General features: G+C 41.3%; 12 protein-coding genes. 10 read left to right on the top strand and 2 right to left on the bottom strand.

Annotation, left to right across the window (positions count from 1 at the left end):
• Positions 1–30: 30 nt before the first annotated feature.
• A complete protein-coding gene (gene pulA / locus BIT28_RS27005; protein WP_245823919.1) occupies positions 31–4,455 on the bottom strand; it encodes a pullulanase-type alpha-1,6-glucosidase in 4,425 nt (1,474 codons plus the stop codon).
• A gap of 441 nt (positions 4,456–4,896) precedes the next feature.
• Between pulA and BIT28_RS27000 the strand changes: the two genes are divergently transcribed.
• From BIT28_RS27000 to BIT28_RS26955, 10 genes are all read left to right on the top strand, one after another.
• The gene (locus tag BIT28_RS27000; RefSeq protein WP_075768052.1) at positions 4,897–5,733 is read left to right on the top strand and encodes a C40 family peptidase; all 837 of its coding nucleotides are present in this window, start codon (positions 4,897–4,899) and stop codon (positions 5,731–5,733) included.
• Positions 5,734–5,739: 6 nt separating this feature from the next.
• Entirely contained in the window at positions 5,740–6,882 is a 1,143-nt protein-coding gene (locus BIT28_RS26995) for an ankyrin repeat domain-containing protein (RefSeq protein WP_075768051.1), read from the top strand.
• 20 nt (positions 6,883–6,902) lie between these two features.
• Positions 6,903–8,348 (top strand): hypothetical protein, encoded by a 1,446-nt coding sequence (locus BIT28_RS26990; protein WP_075768050.1) that lies wholly within the window; start codon positions 6,903–6,905, stop codon positions 8,346–8,348.
• Between the two features lie 224 nt (positions 8,349–8,572).
• The gene (locus tag BIT28_RS26985) at positions 8,573–9,523 is read left to right on the top strand and encodes a helix-turn-helix transcriptional regulator (protein ID WP_075768049.1); all 951 of its coding nucleotides are present in this window, start codon (positions 8,573–8,575) and stop codon (positions 9,521–9,523) included.
• Positions 9,524–9,648: 125 nt separating this feature from the next.
• Positions 9,649–12,462: an acetate and sugar kinases/Hsc70/actin family protein gene (locus BIT28_RS26980; protein ID WP_075768048.1), complete on the top strand. Its 2,814-nt coding sequence runs from the start codon at positions 9,649–9,651 to the stop codon at positions 12,460–12,462.
• Between the two features lie 12 nt (positions 12,463–12,474).
• Positions 12,475–13,134 carry a hypothetical protein gene (locus BIT28_RS29085; protein ID WP_245823917.1) on the top strand — a complete coding sequence of 220 codons (660 nt, stop codon included), beginning with the start codon at positions 12,475–12,477 and terminating at the stop codon, positions 13,132–13,134.
• Positions 13,135–13,153: 19 nt separating this feature from the next.
• A complete protein-coding gene (locus BIT28_RS26970) occupies positions 13,154–16,114 on the top strand; it encodes an ATP-binding protein (protein WP_075768047.1) in 2,961 nt (986 codons plus the stop codon).
• A gap of 20 nt (positions 16,115–16,134) precedes the next feature.
• On the top strand, positions 16,135–16,785 hold the full coding sequence (locus BIT28_RS26965; RefSeq protein ID WP_245823915.1) for a hypothetical protein: 651 nt from the start codon (positions 16,135–16,137) through the stop codon (positions 16,783–16,785).
• A 5-nt stretch (positions 16,786–16,790) separates the two neighbouring features.
• Positions 16,791–17,273, top strand: a complete 483-nt coding sequence (locus BIT28_RS26960; RefSeq protein WP_083652178.1) for a hypothetical protein — start codon at positions 16,791–16,793, stop codon at positions 17,271–17,273.
• Position 17,274: 1 nt separating this feature from the next.
• Entirely contained in the window at positions 17,275–18,120 is an 846-nt protein-coding gene (locus BIT28_RS26955; RefSeq protein ID WP_075768046.1) for a hypothetical protein, read from the top strand.
• 40 nt (positions 18,121–18,160) lie between these two features.
• On the opposite strand, the gene BIT28_RS26950 is transcribed toward BIT28_RS26955, so the two are convergent.
• Complete coding sequence (locus tag BIT28_RS26950; RefSeq protein WP_342743796.1) at positions 18,161–18,574, bottom strand: hypothetical protein; 414 nt, start codon at positions 18,572–18,574, stop codon at positions 18,161–18,163.
• Between the last annotated feature and the right edge of the window lie 416 nt (positions 18,575–18,990).

The following is an 18,990-nucleotide window of genomic DNA, read 5'->3' as shown; positions in this document are numbered from 1 at the left end:
CGCTTTAGGCAGTGATTTACAAATCAACGATTATTGTTTTTGGATATCAACTTCTTTGGTCAGAATATTAAAGCTTACCAGGTAGATACCAGCTTCAGCTGGAGTAAACTCGATATTGTTTGAGCCAGAGAATGCAAGGCTTCCTTCTGCTGCTATGACATCATTGGCTGCATGTTCAAATTTGCCCCAGTCTCCACCGGTAAACTTGAAGCCTTGCATCTTGCCGGCTTCCAACTCTGGTGTTGTGAAACTGAATTTTTCAGCGTCAACTGACGTCATCTTACGGCCGTCTTTATGATCCCAGCCCCCTGCAATATCTCCAGGGATGTACCATGAAACACCTGTGTAGTCGTCTTGAAGTTCAGCGTCAAGAACAACAGGTTGTTCAGGGTTGGTTGCATCAAGAGATAGCTTGTACATGCCTAATGTGGAAACTGAGCAATTGTCGTCGCCGTTACAGCCATACCAAGATACATCATCACCTTTAACCGTAGTCATCTTGTATTCTGCAGTAGTGCTCAAACCGACAGTGGCGCTATAAAGCCCTTTGCCCGCATAAGCTGCTTCCGTGCCCGTTTTATTCCAGCCATTGAAACTACCTGCGATATAGACTTTCTTAGTCGCTTCAAATGGAGGAATGTCTGCTTTTTGCGATACTGGCAGACCTAAACTGCGTTCGTTACCACGAGGCTGAACAAAGACGGCACTTGACCATGCAGGAACCGTGAACTTGCCATTGGCGAAGCTGGCATCGCCGGCAATAGAGTTCGCTTGGTTATGAGTTGAACTCAGCTCGAAACCTGCAAGGGCGATGGCTTCGTTATTGTTATCAAGGAAGCTGCCTGTTGTTTGCTCAGTTGGTGTTGCATTAATCACGATAACAATAGAATCAAGAGAGCTGTCGAGATCTGTGGTTTGCGTTGAACCATTATCAATGGACATCACAATCATACCTGGCGTTTGACCTTTGCCGGTATTACGGAAGTCAACGCGCTTCATGATCTCATCAGCGCCAGGTAGCGTCATCAAAGGTGATGCTTTACGCAGGCGCAGTAGCTCTTTGTAGAACTCAAACATCTGCTCAAGGTTTGTTGCTGATGGTTGTGCATCTGCTGTCAGCACACTTTCGATAACAGTGTAGTTGGCCTCATCCTTATCTTTCGCAGGAAGGCCCTTGTTCCAGTTGTTGTCATTCAGGGTAAAGTCAACACGGTTATACCAGTCACCATAATCGTACGAGTCTCGCTGCATGGATTTAGAACGTAGCAGCTCACCGCCCATGTGGTTAAATGGCATAGCTTGACCCAGCAGTACTGTTGACATGCCAATTGCCTGCATGCGAACACGATCTTCTAGCGAGGTATCGTGAGAGATCTTGTACATGTTGATGTCCCAAAGCGTCTGGTTATCATGCTTGGAAACATAGTTCTGAACTTCCCATGGCTGTTCGGCATAGCCTGCTGCCTGGCCATTGTAGTCCAGGGTAGACCCTTTCAGAGCAGTGCCTTCATAGTCAATGAATTCAAAATCTTTAAGGTTACCCGCCATGCCCAGTCGGGTCAGGTCTGTCTGATGAAGCGCACGTGCCAGTTCATCAGAAACACCATCTTCATTTGTGTCTGCCTTGATATCGACAAGTTCATTAGGCTGTACATAAGCACCCGTCGCAAAGCCAGGGGTTTTACGAATTCCTTCGCCGCCATCGAATGGGCTTCCGCCGCGGACAGCATCACGTAGCCGGTCAGAAAACGAGCCGATACCTGTACCGCCTAAGTGTTTCTGGGTTGCTTGTACGAAGCGTTTGTCATTTTCAACTTCACCAAAGTTCCAGCCTTCACCGTAGAAGTACACCTCGTCGTTGATCTTACGTGCAGCTTCAAGTGTTCCTTGCATTTGGGCAAGAGGGTGATGACCCATCAGATCCCAACGGAAGGCATCGATCTTATAGGCTTTTACCCAGGTTTGTACCGAGTCGTCGATAAGCTTGGCAAACATGGCATGCTCAGGTGCCGTGTTATCACAACATGTTGACTTTTCAACGTTACCTGTATCTGGTACCAAACGTTGGTAGTACAGAGGAACTACCTTATCGAGTACCGATTTATCGTTCAGTCCGGATGCATTGGTGTGGTTATAGACAACATCCACCACCACATTCATGCCGATGTCTTGCTTGACAGATTGAACCATCTTACGGAATTCTAGAATACGGGCGGTACCTTCGGCATTGCTGGCGTAAGAGCCTTCAGGAACGGTGTAGTGGAATGGGTCATAGCCCCAGTTGAAGCTATCGACGCTGCGTACAAATTCATTGAGGGCTTCTACCTTAGCATTATCCTTACTGTCTTCTGCGGCAAGCTCAGCAAAAGCGTCTGCAATGCTGCCGCTACCTGTACAATAGCTTGAGAATTCAGAGTCTCTGACTGCCGGGTTTACCTCACAGAGTTTGCTGAAGTCCTCGTCGATATCGGCAACTTTACTTGGATCTTCATTGATGGTTGCAATATCGAATACCGGCATCAAATGCAGGTGAGTCATACCTGCTTCACTCAGTTGCTTGAGGTGATCAACTGGCACTGTGCCTTGTTCGGTAAAGGCCAGGTATTTACCTTTGTTTTGTGTGCTGGCATCACGGGCAGAGAAATCGCGGACGTGTGACTCATAGATCACCATGTCAGAAAGGTCGCTGTCTTTCTGTGAGTGCGGTGCCTCCAGGCTATCCCAGCCGCTAGGTTTGAGTTCATCCGAGTCCAGGTCAATTGCCTGGCTATAAATTGAGTTGGTTGAAAGGCTGACCGAATACGGATCGGTGACTTCATAATCAACGCTTTCCTGGTCGCGAGGCTGGAAGACTTTCATCGCATAGCGATAAAACTTCCCATCAACCACTTCACTATTAAGAGTGACACTCCAGCTTCCTGACTCTCTATCTTCAACCATAGCAACGCGTTGAATTTGTTCTTTGTCGCTGTTGTAGACAGCTAGCTTAACTTCAGTGGCAGTGGGTGCCCATAGGCGGAATGTAACTTGGCCATCATTATAGATCGGACCATACTGAAGTTCGGTGGCTTCCTGGGCAAACAATGCATCTAACGCACCCGCATATTGCACCCCAGTGGATGCACGTAGCTCACCATCATTTGTTGAACCGATAGCAATCAGGCTACCTTTCACCAGAGATGACAGCTCAATACCTTCCGGAAGTGTTGGTAATGCAAAGGCAGGGTAGTCGGCAAGGTGAGGGTATTTGGCTTTTTGCTCTGCAGTCAGCGAGGTGGACTTCATAACAATAGAAGCACCACTTGCAACACTTCTTGTTTCACCATCAATGGTTTTCTCTTCAACCTTGAATTTACCGTCATGGCTGAACATGATTTGAACCATGTCGGCTTTTCCGCCGCTTTTCCATACCATCGTACTGTCATCCAGCATGATTGCACCCAGTGTATCGGCAGAGATTTTTGATGATGGTCCGGCTTTTGTAAAGGCGTCTTCTCGAGAGTCGTACGGAGTTGCACTACCAGGAACAAATGTCAGCGTACGGTTATCACCCATTTGAGCGATGTCAATTTTGATATCAGAGCTGATGAGCTTATCTTTATTTGCATTGCGGAAAATGACTTTGAAGCATCCTGCCGTGGTGTCAGGCACCGAGAGGTGCCAGATAGGCCCATATTTGTCACTGTCGGCAGGTGTTACACTTACGTCTCCCCAGTCGGTATTTCTTTCTGAATCACTAAGACCCGAGCATCCGCCATCAGGATTGGCGTCTGTTCCCCAAAGGTGCAGGTTCATAGTGTCGTATGGGGCGTTATCACCCATTGGATCGTACAGCTGGAGTGCGATTTTACCTGCAGGAGGTGTTGGCAAATCGCCTGGGTTGCTCACGATTGGCAATATAACATCAGTACCCGCTTGAGGAAGCCCCTTCGCTGCCAGCAAGCCATCCTGGCGAGAGCCTTCAACAACAATTGCGGTATCTATACCTATGTTCACAACAGTAAACTCTTTACCTAGCGAGGCCTCGGTAACAGGAACGCTGGCTTTAGCCGTCTCATGTTCATCCTGTACAAGAAGCTCATTACAAGAAGCGAGTACGTCTTTATTGACCAGCCACATTGGGCCAAACTTATCTGAACTTGTTGCCGGGATTGGATCCTTAGTGCCGCATTTAAGTGTCCATTTGCTGTAGATGGAAACATTACTTTTGACACTGGCTTCTGTCGTCGTATCGACAACGTAGCTTATTGCAATTTGTTCTGCTGATGGCTTAGGTGCATCAGCCGGGAGAGTGATCAACGGCTCCTGTGTAGAAGGTGCTGGATTAGAGGTATTTGGAGTAGTAGCCGTTGCAGAGTCATCGTCATTACAGCCTACAATAAGCGCGGCAGAGCATAGCGGTATGATTATTTTCGCAAGTGCTGAGTATTTAAATTTCTTAGTCGTTATAGTCACAATCCTAGTCCACTAGTCGTTAATAAATATGTGATGGGTTTAGAAGTAATCAGTTGTTATCAGGATGATAAGTAAACTGTTGATAATGAAATCACCGTACTAACAGGGACTGGGGGGATGAGGAGCAGGGAGGAGAAAATGGCAAACTTGAAATAACTCACACTAATTAGGACTAGTGCCGTTATTTAACAACAAATTTGTTGCACAGAAAGATCTTTACGTCACTTTTTGTAGGTGAGGTGTCAGTAAAAATGTAACTAATATATATATTAGTAGATTTTAATGATTGCAGATAAAAGCGCTATTTTGTGACCTCTCTTCGTTTTTGTCTTTTAGTCAAAATGCTTACGATAATTTCCTGCGACACAATATGACGCATCCGGAAATATTCTTATATCAAACAAAACGTCAGGTCACTCAGTTCAATGAAGAGGCTGGTTTATGCTAGGTATTCAGTTGATTGGTGCTTTGGGAATGAAAAGTGCCGTTAATCATGTCGTGGATAAAACAATCAGAAGTACGGTTAAGGAGCCGAAGGTCGGAAGTATTTTATATACAGGGCTGCTAGCTGACACTATGGAACATAGTGGTGTGTATATAGGTAACAATAGAATCGTAGAGTTGGATAATAAAGGACACATCAAGGTAGTCACTCCGCAAGAGTTTATCAATGGTGGCACTGGAATTAACATTTACGTAAGTGCTCAAGGGAAGTATCCAGTAGGTTCTGGACTTATTGCTGAACGGGCCATTCAATATGAGCAAGACGTCATCATCAAGGATTATCATTTACTTTTTGATAACTGCCATATGTTTACTGCTGCCTGTATTATCGGTGATTTCGATAATTCCTATTCATATTTATGGATGTTAAAAGATCTGGTCAAAGAGTCGCTGTCAGCTGATAACTGGCTGGTATGGCAAGATCCGCAAAAGTGCTGTGATAAGAAAGAGATTGAGGCTACTTATCCTAATTATACGAGTCAGGATTTAGCTTGCGTATTAGCTCAATTACAAGCAGTTAGAGAGCAAAGTAATCGCCAGTGGGAAGATATAAAAGCGCATTGTCGCCTGGTCCATGAGCATACAGCTAACGGCCCCGCATCTTGGTTTTGTACTACTGAGTCACGCCTAGAAAATTATGTAAGGCGCTCGCAAGAACTTGAACAGATTGAGTACATAAACCAGAGAAAACATGATGACCTATTAAGGGAAGAAAAAAGCCTTGAACAAAAAGTTGAAGAGATAACTGCTTATGTGTCTTTGCGTGAAGGGTAGTTGGCGATGAATAAGATTGAGCAGAAAAAAGGCATGAAAGTAGCAGCCAGTTATCTGGATATTCAAGACTATGCCAAAGCTGCTAAGGTTGAAAAGTTGTATCTGGCCAGCAAGCAATCTCAGTGTGCATTTCATCTGGTGCTTCGGGTATTGGAAAAAAAGAAGTTTGAAGCACTGTTTGAAGCGGTATTCAATAAAGATGATGTTGCGAACTTAAATGAGGAGTTGTGGTTTCTCTTGATGTGCTCGGCATTAAGAAAGTCCGGTTCTGAGTGTTTTAGCCGTTATTTTTCTATCGAGAAATTTGCCAAGTTGAGCGGTTATCACAAAAATGCTCTGGTTGGTCGGTATGCTTTAAAATACTCAGACAAACAAACTTTAGAAGCGATGTTTAAGTCCGGCGCGCAGGTCAATGTTCATTTCTTCGAAATGGTTCCCCCCGGACATTCTAACTTTGACCTTATGTTGAATTATGCCGAACCAGATTTCTTGCGGTTATGTTTGAGTCGACGTTTAGCTCAAGGCCTGAAGACATATTCACATACTCCGAACAATGCACCTCGGGTGAAATGCTGGTTAAAGCAAGGGTATGGTTGGTGGGAAGAGAAAGTATTTCCACAACTTAATAATATTAACCAACTTCGCCCTAGTTTTCCCTGCAGGGTAGCTAGCTATGATGCCGACTACTTAGTGTTGGCAATATTAACAGGAGATAAGGCGTTGTTTGATGAATGCTTAGCTTCTTATGTCGACGTTAATCAAAGAGCATCAAACGGAATGCTGCCGTTGGTCGAAGCATGTGGTCGAGAAAATGCGTATTGGGCAGTGAACTCTCTTCTCGCTAAAGGTGCATTAGTAAATGAGAGAGATGCTAATAATTTTACTCCGCTCTATGCGGCACTTGGAAGAAAAACGGTTAGCCATGATTTGGTTGCGATGTTGCTGTCAAATGGCGCAGATCCTAATCATAGGGATTTTACGCACGCTACATTGCTATATACGTTCGGATCGCATTTGAACAGTCAGGTGCAAAAACTACTGTTTCTTCACGGCGGGGAAAGTCACAGCCCTTATCAGCCAGGAACGGAGTTCTGTGATTATGATCCGAACATGCTAAATCAACGAGTCATCGATCTAAATAAGCAATAACAATATCTAATGGTAATTATATGAAAACAAGTATCAAAATATCTTTGTTGGCCTCGATCTTAGCCTCTTTATATGGGTGTGGCGGCGGTAGTGATGACAGTAATAGCAAGACTACACCATCGACCGTGAACGTACAGGGAAAAGCTATTGATGGATATATTTCCGGGGCAACGGTGTATCTAGATTTGAATTTTAACAACTATCCGGATAGTAATGAGCCTAGTGTTGTGACTGCGGATGAAGGGGATTTTAGCCTGAGTATTCCCGCAAGCTACCAGAAGTGTGTGAAGTACGTGCCTTTGGTTGTTGATGTCCCGGTGGGAGCGGTTGATAGCGACTTTCCCGGTACACCAATAGAAGAGGCATACTCTATGGTGTTTCCGCCACAATTTGCCCTAAGTACGGATCAAGACTTGTTAAACCTGACTCCGTTGACTTCCGTCGTCTGGAAACAGGTAGAGCAAGAGTTACGGGAGAATCAAGCGCACTCTCTATCCTGTGAGTCTATGGTTCAGGAACAGGCTCTTCTGGATGACATCAAGCAACGACTCGTTGAACAAGAGTGGCGCGTCGCTAACCGATACAATATTACCGTCGGTGAACTTTACGGTGATTATGTAGCTGCCGATAATGCTGAGTTACATAAACTCGCTCAGGACTTTGTTCCCGGGTTGCAGAAGTCTTATGAGGAAACCCGAGCACTGATTAAACAATATCCCGATGCAGAGCTTGCATGGGTCGAGTATTTTCTGGGGCAATGGGATAGTAACAACAAGGCCTATGACAGCCATTGGTATCGTTATGAGTTTGTTCAGGCTTCCGCAGGGAATTTCAGCTCTGAGACCCATGTTATGTCTGATGACTTGCAAACCAAACTGACCTTGCATGATAAAAACAGCATGGTTACGACACAAAGTAATGGGGTCAACATAGAAAAAACAGTCGCCTTAGAGAAAGCAGATACGCAATTCACCTGCTCGGTCAGTGAATGGCTCGAAACCATATCGTCGCAGTCATCAGGGGTAAGAAACACAATCTATTCCATGGTAAGTGACTGGGATTCGTGCAAAGCCTCAGCCATTACCGGTGATGTTGTGCAGGCATTAGTAACCAAGGACTATCAGGGGACAGATCTGGTGAACTATACCGAGCATACCTATAACAACGGAAATGACAGTGGTTTTACTCATCTCATCGGAATGGCGAATTCAGTCACAGCGGATGATTTGGCAGCGGTAAGAAACGTAATAAACACCGATTTCTACAGTGAAGACTCTCATGGAGCCGATTATTGGTTAAGAACGCAAAATACGTTTAGTGATGATTTGTCTGAGCCTACTCAGATTTTGACATCACACAATAGTAAAGGGGAGTGGTCTAGAGAGACGACCTATCACAATGGAACATATAAGTCTGAATGTGGTGATTCTGAGAACAGCTTATCTGAATACCAATGCACCAAATAACTGATTAACGGGCAGATAACTTCGGCTGTAATTGGTTGGGGTTATCTGTATACAAAATCAGCACTTTCTTCCGTCACATTTTGTCGCACCTATACATAACATGATTAGACCGTCACTCTTGAATCAAAATAATTTATAAACGTGGGTGGTTGGTGTATATGTGCAATAGGTATAAGTTCAATCTTGGCTTGTGCACGCTGTATAATAGGAGACGTCAGGCAGTAATGGCGAAACGATCAAGTACTCGGGAATCAATGGCTTTGGCATTTGAATTGTTAAAGCGAATACCTAAATCACGACCAATCACCGCAAGTGAATTACATCAGCAACTGTTTAGTGCCGGTTTAGAGAGAGACATCCGGAGTATTCAGCGAAATTTGGAGATGCTCAGTGAGCACTTTGACATAGTAAGAGACGACAGAAGTAAGCCGTACGGTTACTCATGGAAGAAAAACAGTCATGGCTTTTCCTTGCCGCAGTTATCACCACAAGAGTCGCTGCTGTTAAACTTGGCTGAAGATTATTTATCTAATTTATTACCGTCGAATGTCATCTCTTCGATGGACGGGTTCTTTAAAGAAGCAAGATACAATCTCAATCCTTCCAAGAGTCACGTAAAAGAACGTGACTGGCTGAGAAAGGTCAGGGTAGTGAGTGAAACACAGCCCTTGTTGCCGCCTCAAATAGATCTTGAAGTGTTTAACAATGTCAGTGAAGCACTGTTCCATGACCGCTTATTAAACATCGAATATTGTAACGCCAAGCAAGAGAAAAAATCAGCGATGGTGATGCCACTCGGGCTCGCCCAGCAAGGACCACGTTTATATCTTGTTTGTCGTTTTGATGGCTACGATAACGAACGTAGTTTAGCCATTCATCGGATACGTAAAGCAACAGCTTCGACGTTTAGCTTTGAAAGGCCGGAGAACTTTAACCTCAGTCAATACGATGCAGATGGCCGTTTTGGGTTTGGTGAAGGTGAAAAGTGTCAGTTGCAATTCAGTATTACGAAAGCTGCAGGGTTTTATCTTTTAGAGACACCACTTTCGCATGATCAACAGGTAGAAGTGCGAGATGACCACTTTTTGATCACGGCTACTGTCGTACAGTCAAAGCTGCTAGAACGTTGGCTTAAAGGCTTTGAAGAACAGGTCTGGGGTATAAAGATAGCGTGAGAGAGTGTCGATGATTAGATATTTCTAATATTGCGTTAGGTATGCATTGTTTGTATGAAATGAATATGCAGATATTAAGAATGCCTGTAAAAAATGAAGTAATTAAAAAATAAAAGAGATAATTAATGAGTACCAAATTAGTTTCTGAGTGGAAAATAACAGAAGAACAAGCAAGAGATTATGGAATAAACATTTCATTTGAAACTGCCAGTAATGAATTTATTGAAAAAAATGTTATTTTATTTTTGGAAGGAAAAAGTACAAGCGGTAGAAAACTTCCTTTTTTAGATTTACTTAACAATACCTTTCAAATGGTAAGTGATCAGTTAGACTCACAGCGTTGGTTAACATTAACCAATGAGATCTACCTTGATAAAAAAGCTAAAGGTTGCTGGATGTTAAAGTCAAATAATAACAGCAAGATACATAGAAGCTTTAGTTCAGGTGAAAGTGTAAGAGATGTAAGATCTCATATAAACAAGAGTATCAATGACAAAATTAATCAATGGGATCTTCCAACATACAAACAATTAATATGTATGACCAACTTGGGAAAAACTGTTCCTTTTAACAAATTTAGTTTGAGTTATGGAAGGATTTCATTAAGTCGTTATTCTTTGTATATTAAAGGCAATAAGGTTCAATCGTATGATTGTGATAATGATGTGTTGCAGGATGTGAGTACTAATGGCGTTAGCTTCCCATTTTTGAAACTATCTAACAACACTCTTTCTGGTCGTTCTTTATTTGTTGAACTATTGATAAAAGGATTAACTCCTATTTCCTTAAAGAATAGTGAAGCATACAAATTATTACTTTCGATCTTCCATCGTGAGCGTCATGGTATATTTGAAGAACAACGAGTTGCTTCAGAGGCTCTGTTGCAACATCAATATGGACTGATACGTGATGAGTTAGTGATTAAGGCCTTGTTAAACGAAGATAAGGTACGGGCAGATATTGCTCCATACCATAAAAAAAAGCTTGAAGATACTCAGCTGGGCCACTGGTCTTTATGGCAAGATGAACTGAGTAATGAAAAGCAAGAAACTATTTCATTCTCAAATAAATTAGTCGCTCGTGATCCAAAATCCAGTATCAATGATGGTGTAGTGGGCATTGATTTTGGTACAAAAAGCACGGTAGTGGTGTATCAAAAAGATAATGTCAATATTCACCCAATGCGTATTGGTACAGGGGATCTAAGTAAAGAGGTTGCTGCCTTCCACTATGAAAACCCAACGATCATGGAGTTTAATGATTTAGAGCAGTTCATTAGTGGCTATCAAGCGAAAGCGAATAAGCCTTTTACTCGTTGGCAAGACTTAACTATTTCACATACCGCTCAAAACTCCATGCTTGGCAGTGAATCTAGCCAATTCAATACATTCCTGGATGACATAAAACAGTGGGCGGGTGATAAAAACAGAAAGCTTAAGATCGTTGGTAAACAAGGTAAAGTGATTGACTTGCCGCCATTTCTTGAGCTTAGCGATACTGTCTTTAACCCTATTGAGATCTACGCATATTACCTTGGTTTATATATCAATAACCAAAATAATGGTATTTACCTTGACTATATTTTGTCTTTTCCTGTTACCTATGAAATGCCAATCCGTGACAAGATCATCGAAAGCTTTGAGAAAGGGCTTAAAAAATCGCTACCAGCAGAACTTGGTGAAGAAACGATATCACAATTAACAGTCACCAAAGGGGCAAGTGAGCCAGCAGCTTATGCTTTGGTTGCATTACAAGCCTATGATTTTAATCCATGTAATGATGATCGTGTCTTCTATAGTGTGTTTGACTTTGGAGGTGGTACTACAGACTTTGACTTTGGTATTTTCAGAGAAGCCACTGGTAGAAAAGAGCGCCGTTTTGATTATGTTATCGAGCATTTCGGGGCAGGAGGTGACAAGTTCTTAGGAGGTGAAAACTTGTTAGAACTGCTTGCATTTGAGGTGTTTAAGAAAAATAAAACAGCATTGCTAGCAAAAGGTATCCAATTTGAAAAACATCCTGAGAAAGATGCGTTTGCAGGCAGTGAACAGCTATTAAACAATTCGCAAGAAGCGAAAATTAACACAAAAACATTGTGTGAAATGCTGCGTCCTTTCTGGGAGGGACATGAAGAGTCATCACTAGACCTTTCGCAAGGTTCTATTGCGATTAACCTAACGGATGTGAATGGCACTGTGCATACCGCTTTTGAGCTTGATGTAAACGAAGATGAATTAAATAAACTTCTACACGATCGAATTGAACGTGGGGTTATTAACTTCTTTAATGCGTTACGCCTTGCCTTTAGTAACACTCAGCAGTCGCTGCATGATATTGATAGCATCAAAATTTTCTTGGCGGGTAACTCCAGTCAATCGCATTTTGTGAAAGAGATCTTTGAACAGCAAATAGCACTACAGCATGAAGCGATGGGGCTAACGTCTGATCAAGAGAGCCGTTTTGAGTTGTTCTCTCCATTGGGTGCAGATAAGAACGATGTTGAAAAACCGACGGGAAAAACAGGGGTTGCGTTTGGCTTAATCGAATCTCGTGAGGGAGGTAGCATTATGGTTGTCGATCATAATGTCGAAGCTGATGATATTCGCTTTAAGTATTACTTGGGTGAGAGCCGTAAGAACTGCTTTAAGCCGTTGATTGATAGAGAAGTCGCTTTTAGCCAATGGGTAGAATTTATTGATGCTGGCTATCAAAAGTTCGAGATTTTCTATACTGAGCAACCATATTCAAGTACTGGCAAAGTGCCGATTTCAGATAGCAGTATAAAGAAACGGGTCGTTAAGCTTGATTTTACTAATGATGAAGCAATGGTTTATTTACGAGTCGTATCACCTACACAAATCGAATATGTTGTTGCTCATGAAGATGCAATAAGCAACGAAGTATACCTAAACAATATCCAGTCTATTGATTTATCATAAAAAGAGATCGTTATGTTACCTTTTATTGCAATACCCCAGATTACTTCTCTTATTGCGGCTGTCACGAAAGTGGCAACCACTATTGGACCTATGCTAGTAAAGAATGCTTCCTTGTTGCTAGAAGTTGCAAGTAAGTCGTTGCCTCAGATCGTCAAAACGATCGAAACAGTGAGTGCTGTGGCTAATATTATCAGCCCAAACGAAACGGCTGAAGAGCTTGGTGCTAAAGCCATGAAGGCAGATAAGAAGCCAGAAGATTTTGATGAGATTAATGCGTATATCGATTACCTCCGTGAGGAAGTAAAAGTCGGAAAAGATGAACTCAGCGATGATACGGTTGATGTTATGGCTCGCCATGCGATAGGCGTATCGTTAATGGTAAAAGGAGTAAGTGAAAAGTTAGATGCTGAGCTTACTTTTCCGTTTCTTAAGACAGTAAGTGATTTGAGCTTGGATGCGAGTGTGATTCTGGAAATGATTAAGGCGTATTCAACTAAAGGTCTGAACATGGATGATTACGGAAAATATCTAGGTAAAACGTTGAGTATCGAGCAATTAGATGAGCATAGTGAAGTATTAGTTGAGGTATACCAAAAAGCAAACCCAACAATGACCACTGAACAAGTCGAAGATATTGTAATGGGCTTAGAGCTCCCGAAAGTTAACGTATAACGGTTGTAAAGAGATGCATATGAAAAAGCCACTCATTGACCTGCTGAAAAACATTGATTCTCAATCGGTTGTGCCATCATCTATTGAGAAGCCTGGTTTCTTGTCTGATTATGAATTTTCACTTTACCATATTAAAGAAGTCACTTTTGATGAGGATTCTCCCCGCAAAGAGGCTTTTGAAAACGTATTAAATTCCTTGAGCCTTGAAGGTATTATTTTTACCTATCTATTGGTTGGGGATAAGAATGGTGTTTCTTTTTACTTTGGTATAGCGAAAGATAAGCAGTACAAAAAGTCTCTAATACTTGAAGTTGATGATATCGGTGACACGATTCTAAAACCTGCTATTGAAGGTAACTTCAGAGGGAGTGTGGTTGAAAAGCTTGGTAAAAAGCAACGTAGGGCAGTGAAAGATACGCTGACCAACTTCCAAAATGTTGCAAAGCTTGAAGGTGTACCAAGTGTTAATGAAGAGAATGAAGAGTTCCAAGGTGTTGATCGCTTAGTAGACATAATGAGTGGGGATGATTTTTGTCTGGCTATTATGGCTGACCCTCTATCTCTGCTTGAAATAACAGCGATTGAAAATCACTTACATTCTATCTATGACAAGTTACTTCCTATCTCGAAACAAAGCATCCAAACGGGGGAGAATACCTCAAAGACAAAAGGTAGAACTGAAGGAAGTAGTACCTCTAAAGCAACAGGAACCAATGATAGTTTGAATATCACTACCAACGAAGGTACAAGTGATACGACAACTAAGGGAACCAGTGAGGGCTCAGGAAAGTCTACCAGCAAAAGTCGAGCGGAGGGAACAACAGAAGGGCGTTCAGAAGGAAAAACAAAAGGAACCTCTATCACCAATACAACAGGCGATACCTTAAGTTCTAGCACATCAGAACAGACGAGCAGTTCAAATAGCAGCACGAGAGAGTTTTCCGACAAAACCGTTCAGGAGTGGCTGACTTATATTGATGATGTTCTGCTAAAAAGAGTGCAATATGGGAAAAACAAAGGGTTGTACTTAACGAACATATATTTATTCTCTAACGCGACTGGCACAGTTTTAAAACTTGGCAACACTGCTCGATCATTATTTGCTGGCGGTGATACGAATAAATCACCACTGAGTTTTAAAAAGGTGACTGATTTACAAGAGATCCAAACCATTCAAAGCTTTCAATTTCCCATGTTGAAAAGTGATGGAAATAAGCAGATTGAATCGACTAAGGATAGTCAGAAGCAGTTAGATTTACTGCTTTCTAAAAGTCCCTTTGATAACTTCTTAGGCAACTGGCTTTCTACCAATGAATTAAGTGTCGTGGCTGGCTTGCCACAGAAAGAAGTGGTTGGTTTAACGTTAAAAGAAGAAGTGGAATTTGGGCTAAATATTACTCAGAAGACGGAAGAGTCAAATAAACTCTTCTTAGGCAGTTTAGTTAAAAGTGGTTTACCGCAAGAGATCGATATTCATATCGATAAGCGTGATCTTGATAAGCATACCTTTATTGCAGGGGTAACAGGTAGCGGTAAGACGACAACGTGTCATCGTCTTTTAGAATCAGCCCAGATGCCATTTTTGGTCATTGAGCCAGCAAAGACTGAGTACCGGGTTCTGACCAAGAAGAACAAAAACATCCTCATCTTTACTTTGGGTAATGACAATGTTGCTCCATTCAGGCTAAACCCATTTGAGTTTTTCCCGCACGAAAATATCACCTCTCGTGTAGATATGATTAAAGCGAGTATCGAGTCAGCCTTTGATATGGAAGCTGCGATACCACAGTTAATTGAAGCTGCTATTTATAAGTGTTACGAGGATAAAGGCTGGAATATTGCAACATCGAAGAACAGCAGATATGAGAATCCTTTTGCTGATGGTATCTATGCTTTCCCTACCTTAAGTGACCTCGTCAAAATGACTGAAAAGGTTGTTTCTGAGCAGGGATTTGATGAGCGATTAAAGCAAGATTATATCGGTTCAATCAAAGCTCGCTTGCAAGGTTTACTCATTGGTTCAAAAGGACAAATGCTCGACACAGCTCGCTCGATTGATTTTAAAGACCTTGCTACAAAGAATGTGATTCTAGAGTTAGAAGAGATCCGTAATCCAAGTGAAAAATCACTGGTAATGGGCTTTATCCTAGCGAACCTAAACGAAGCGATTCGAGCGAATTATGAAGCATTCCGAACTCGTGGTGAACGTTTTAGGCATATCACTCTGATTGAAGAGGCACACCGCTTACTTTCAAAATTTGAGCCAGGAGACAGTCAAAATAAGAAGCAAGGGGTAGAAGTCTTTGCAGATATGCTGGCAGAGGTGCGTAAGTATGGTGAAGCGTTAATCATCGTCGATCAGATCCCGAATAAGTTGACACCAGAGGTGCTCAAAAATACCAATACAAAAATCATTCATAAACTCTTTGCTAAAGACGATAAAGAGGCTGTCGGGAACACGATGGCATTGTCGGATGAGCAAAAGGATTTCTTATCTAACCTTGAGCCTGGACGGGTAATCTTGTCGAGTACAGGTATCAATAAGCCGCTACAAGTGCAGATAAAAGAGTTGATCAGTACCACCAATGAGAAAGATGTCGCCCCCTCTGAAATCAGAAATATTGCACTAAGTTACTACGGAGAAAACTACAAGCGAGGTCTGATTCAGGGCTTAGAGTTTTTTAATCAAAAGCCATCAAATGAAGATGTGCATCAATTCCTGCAAGGTAACATTGCTGCGTGTTGGTTTGAATCGGTGAGAGAGAGAAAGGCTAGTGAAGCTTTGCTCCATTATTTAAATATCCTAGATAATGACTTCATGGTTAGCTACATCCTAACAGCTTGTTATGTTGACAGTGATGAGGTTGATAAAGCTCATCAGAGAGAGCGATTAATCCAATACTTTATAGGATTGAAATCAGAATCAGAAATGCGAATGAACATAAATTGTGTTAATGCTTTTAGAAAAAATCTTAAATAGCATTATTAGGAGAAAAGAAGATGGGCTTATTTAGTGGTTTTTGTAGCATCGTAAGTGGTGCATGTAGCGCAATTAGTAGCGCCATGTCAAAAGTTGGTGGTTTTGTTGCTGATACGGCAACCTCAATTGCAAAGCTAGGGGTTGAGCTTGCGACTAAAGTTGGAGAGGCAATTAAAGCTGTAGGTATTTCGTTAGGCATCATCAAGCCTGGAGAAAACCTCGAAGAACTTGGTGAAAAAGCTATGCTGAGCGATAAAAAGGCAGAGGATTTTGATTCCATCAATGAATATATCAATCATCTCCGAAATGAAGTTACTTTGGATAAAGAAAAGTTTAATAGTCTTGATGAGAAAGAACTACTCGCACGTTCTGCTATTGGCGCTTCAATCACTCTAAAGGGTATCAATGAAAAGCTAGATACAGTCGTGACGACAGAGTTTATGGCTGAGGTTGCTAAACAACAACTAACAGCAGAAGAAATCATAGGAACAATTAAAGTATACAAAGAAAAAGAGCTAAACATTAGTGATTATGAACTTTATCTGAATGATGAACTGAGCATTGATGAAAGCGATAAACATAGTGATGCACTGGTTTCTGCTTATCAAAAATTAGAACCAGAATTAACGTTCGAGCAAATCGAAGATAAAGTAATGGGTTTAAAAGGTTAATAGGCATGAATGATTACTGTATTCAAGCAACAAATAATATGGTTAATGTCAGCCGTATTATCGGAGGGGAGCTTGAGCCCATAAGAGTCAGGGGTGAAGTATCTATCCCTATAGCTGACTTTTGGCCGATATTTAAGCAGAAGGTGGAATATGAAGCTGATGAGTTACTTTCTTTTATCATTTTTTCTGATAATGAAAGCTTTAGCATAGACCCTGAAATTAATATTGCTGATGAATTCGTTTCTAATCATTCTGAACTAGAAAGCCTGGTATTTGAACATCTGACGGGTGGTTGTTTTATAAATACTTATCCTCACATCGATATTGACATTGTTAAGCAACCTTACCGCTTTCCAGTTGCAAAAGATGAAAAAGAGGATGAAGAACTAGTTAACAATGAGATGGCAACTGACAGTTTGCAGACTTTCTTTAGAAGAAAGACAAGGGAGCTACAGAAAGAAAGTTATCAAATAAATAAAGGTAAATAGCATGGATGTGAACGTTATTTTAGAATTGCTTAATGATTCACAAGTTCAAGAGAAGATCAAGTCAATAATTATTGGTAATAAAAATGATAGTAAACGATTTGTTTCTAATCAGAATAGCACTTCAAATGTAGAAGTAGATAATGATTGTTTGGTTAGAGAAAATCAAATACTTAAAAAGGAAAGCGAAGAAATGCAAGGGTTTATTAAGAAGCTGAAAGCGCTGCTCCTTGGCAAAGATAACGAAATTACCGATAATATCTCAAAAATTGAAATGTTGGAGTCAAAAATATACTCGCTTCAACATTTAGTAAAAGAAAAAGAATTAGAAATTGTCAGGTTAAATGGTGAGGTAAAGTCAGTAAATGACTTGCTTGCTACATCCGAGAATAAACACGAACGAACAGACGAAAAACTAGAATGGTATAGAGAAAATTTTTCAGAAGATATTAAGGTTCAAGATGTTTATAGTGAGTTTTCAGAACAAACAAAATCTTCATTAAGTGGTATTTTTAAAGATAGCTCTCCTAAAGGTTTAATTTCATGTGGTATTCAAGATAAAAATATCGGCAATCTTTGGGATTATGCAAAAAATGAAGTTGTAAATGGAACTAATCCTGATATAGCCGGAGTTGTGAAGTTGTTTGACTTATTATTCTCTCGCTTTATTATCGCTTATCCTATGTATGAAATTCAGCCTGTTAAGTTAGGAGATGAGTTCGATACTCAGCAGCATGTTAGACATAATAGCAGTTGTAATATGAGTGGTATAATAGATGCTGTACTGTTGCATGGTTATTTAAATACTAAAACCAATAAAGTAATCAAGCCGTCTATTGTTAGGATTTGATTTAGAACTGCCAGCTCAAGCGAGCTGGCTTTTTTTAAACCTAATTTTCGATTAATGGATAAACAGGCTCGCCCCATAGTTCACTTTTTCCATCCATCATTAATTCAATAATAGTTGGTACGATTTGCTCAAGTACAAAGGTACAATCTCGTAGTTGTTTACGGTTTGCAGAGCTACCGAAAGTTGCGCCTCCGTGGATAATCTGGTTACGAAGCGTGTAAAGACGTGCAAATAGGATAGCGAGTACGGTTGAAGTGTCGCTATTTCCGAGAGCGTTATTGGCAGCCACCTTGGCTTTTGACCGTTCTTCTTTCCATTTTTCTTCGGGGATTCGACCAGACTGGTAATCCCAGAATGCTTGCAGAATAAACTCATTGCTTAAGATGAGGCGTATTGCACCGGCGTACTGCGACCAAACGATACCTGAAAGCTTGTTGTGGTCATCAATGTTCACTAGTTTACTTAAGAATTCCTGATATAAGCCTTTCTCGCTAAAATTAATTCTTTGCTCAAAATCTTGTGCGTAAGCTGAGTTGAATGCAATCCAGAGAAAAGTGAATTTTGAATCGTCATCATCGCATTGTTCTGCTTTGTCTAACCAACTTAACGCCCGATGAATTCTGATAGCAAGTGCTTGGCTGTATGAGTCGCGCTCGGCTCTTTACCGTTGCTTGAGCCGTTGATAGTTCTGCATGTTTGCCTCCGTAATCAAATCTGCATAAATTTTGCCTGACAAGTCTCTGAATTAAAATGAGTTATATTAATAAAATGTGGTTTAAGGAGACAGTACAGACGTATGTGAAGAAATACACAGTAAATCAATGAATCGAACTTAGACCAATCGCTAATAACAACCTACTTTACAACTTG

This window comes from Photobacterium proteolyticum (genome assembly GCF_001939735.1).
GTDB lineage: Bacteria > Pseudomonadota > Gammaproteobacteria > Enterobacterales > Vibrionaceae > Photobacterium > Photobacterium proteolyticum.
The sequence above is the reverse complement of the archived record's forward strand: the minus strand, read 5'-3'. Positions and strand labels throughout refer to the sequence as shown.

Bases quoted from the DNA above. Each gene is read 5' to 3' on its own strand.
- BIT28_RS26955 (WP_075768046.1), top strand. From the start codon at position 17,275: ATGGATGTGAACGTTATTTTAGAATTGCTTAATGATTCACAAGTTCAA.
- BIT28_RS26995 (WP_075768051.1), top strand. From the start codon at position 5,740: ATGAATAAGATTGAGCAGAAAAAAGGCATGAAAGTAGCAGCCAGTTAT.
- BIT28_RS26960 (WP_083652178.1), top strand. From the start codon at position 16,791: ATGAATGATTACTGTATTCAAGCAACAAATAATATGGTTAATGTCAGC.
- BIT28_RS26985 (WP_075768049.1), top strand. From the start codon at position 8,573: ATGGCGAAACGATCAAGTACTCGGGAATCAATGGCTTTGGCATTTGAA.
- BIT28_RS27000 (WP_075768052.1), top strand. From the start codon at position 4,897: ATGCTAGGTATTCAGTTGATTGGTGCTTTGGGAATGAAAAGTGCCGTT.
- BIT28_RS26965 (WP_245823915.1), top strand. From the start codon at position 16,135: ATGGGCTTATTTAGTGGTTTTTGTAGCATCGTAAGTGGTGCATGTAGC.
- BIT28_RS26990 (WP_075768050.1), top strand. From the start codon at position 6,903: ATGAAAACAAGTATCAAAATATCTTTGTTGGCCTCGATCTTAGCCTCT.
- BIT28_RS26980 (WP_075768048.1), top strand. From the start codon at position 9,649: ATGAGTACCAAATTAGTTTCTGAGTGGAAAATAACAGAAGAACAAGCA.
- BIT28_RS29085 (WP_245823917.1), top strand. From the start codon at position 12,475: ATGTTACCTTTTATTGCAATACCCCAGATTACTTCTCTTATTGCGGCT.
- BIT28_RS26970 (WP_075768047.1), top strand. From the start codon at position 13,154: ATGAAAAAGCCACTCATTGACCTGCTGAAAAACATTGATTCTCAATCG.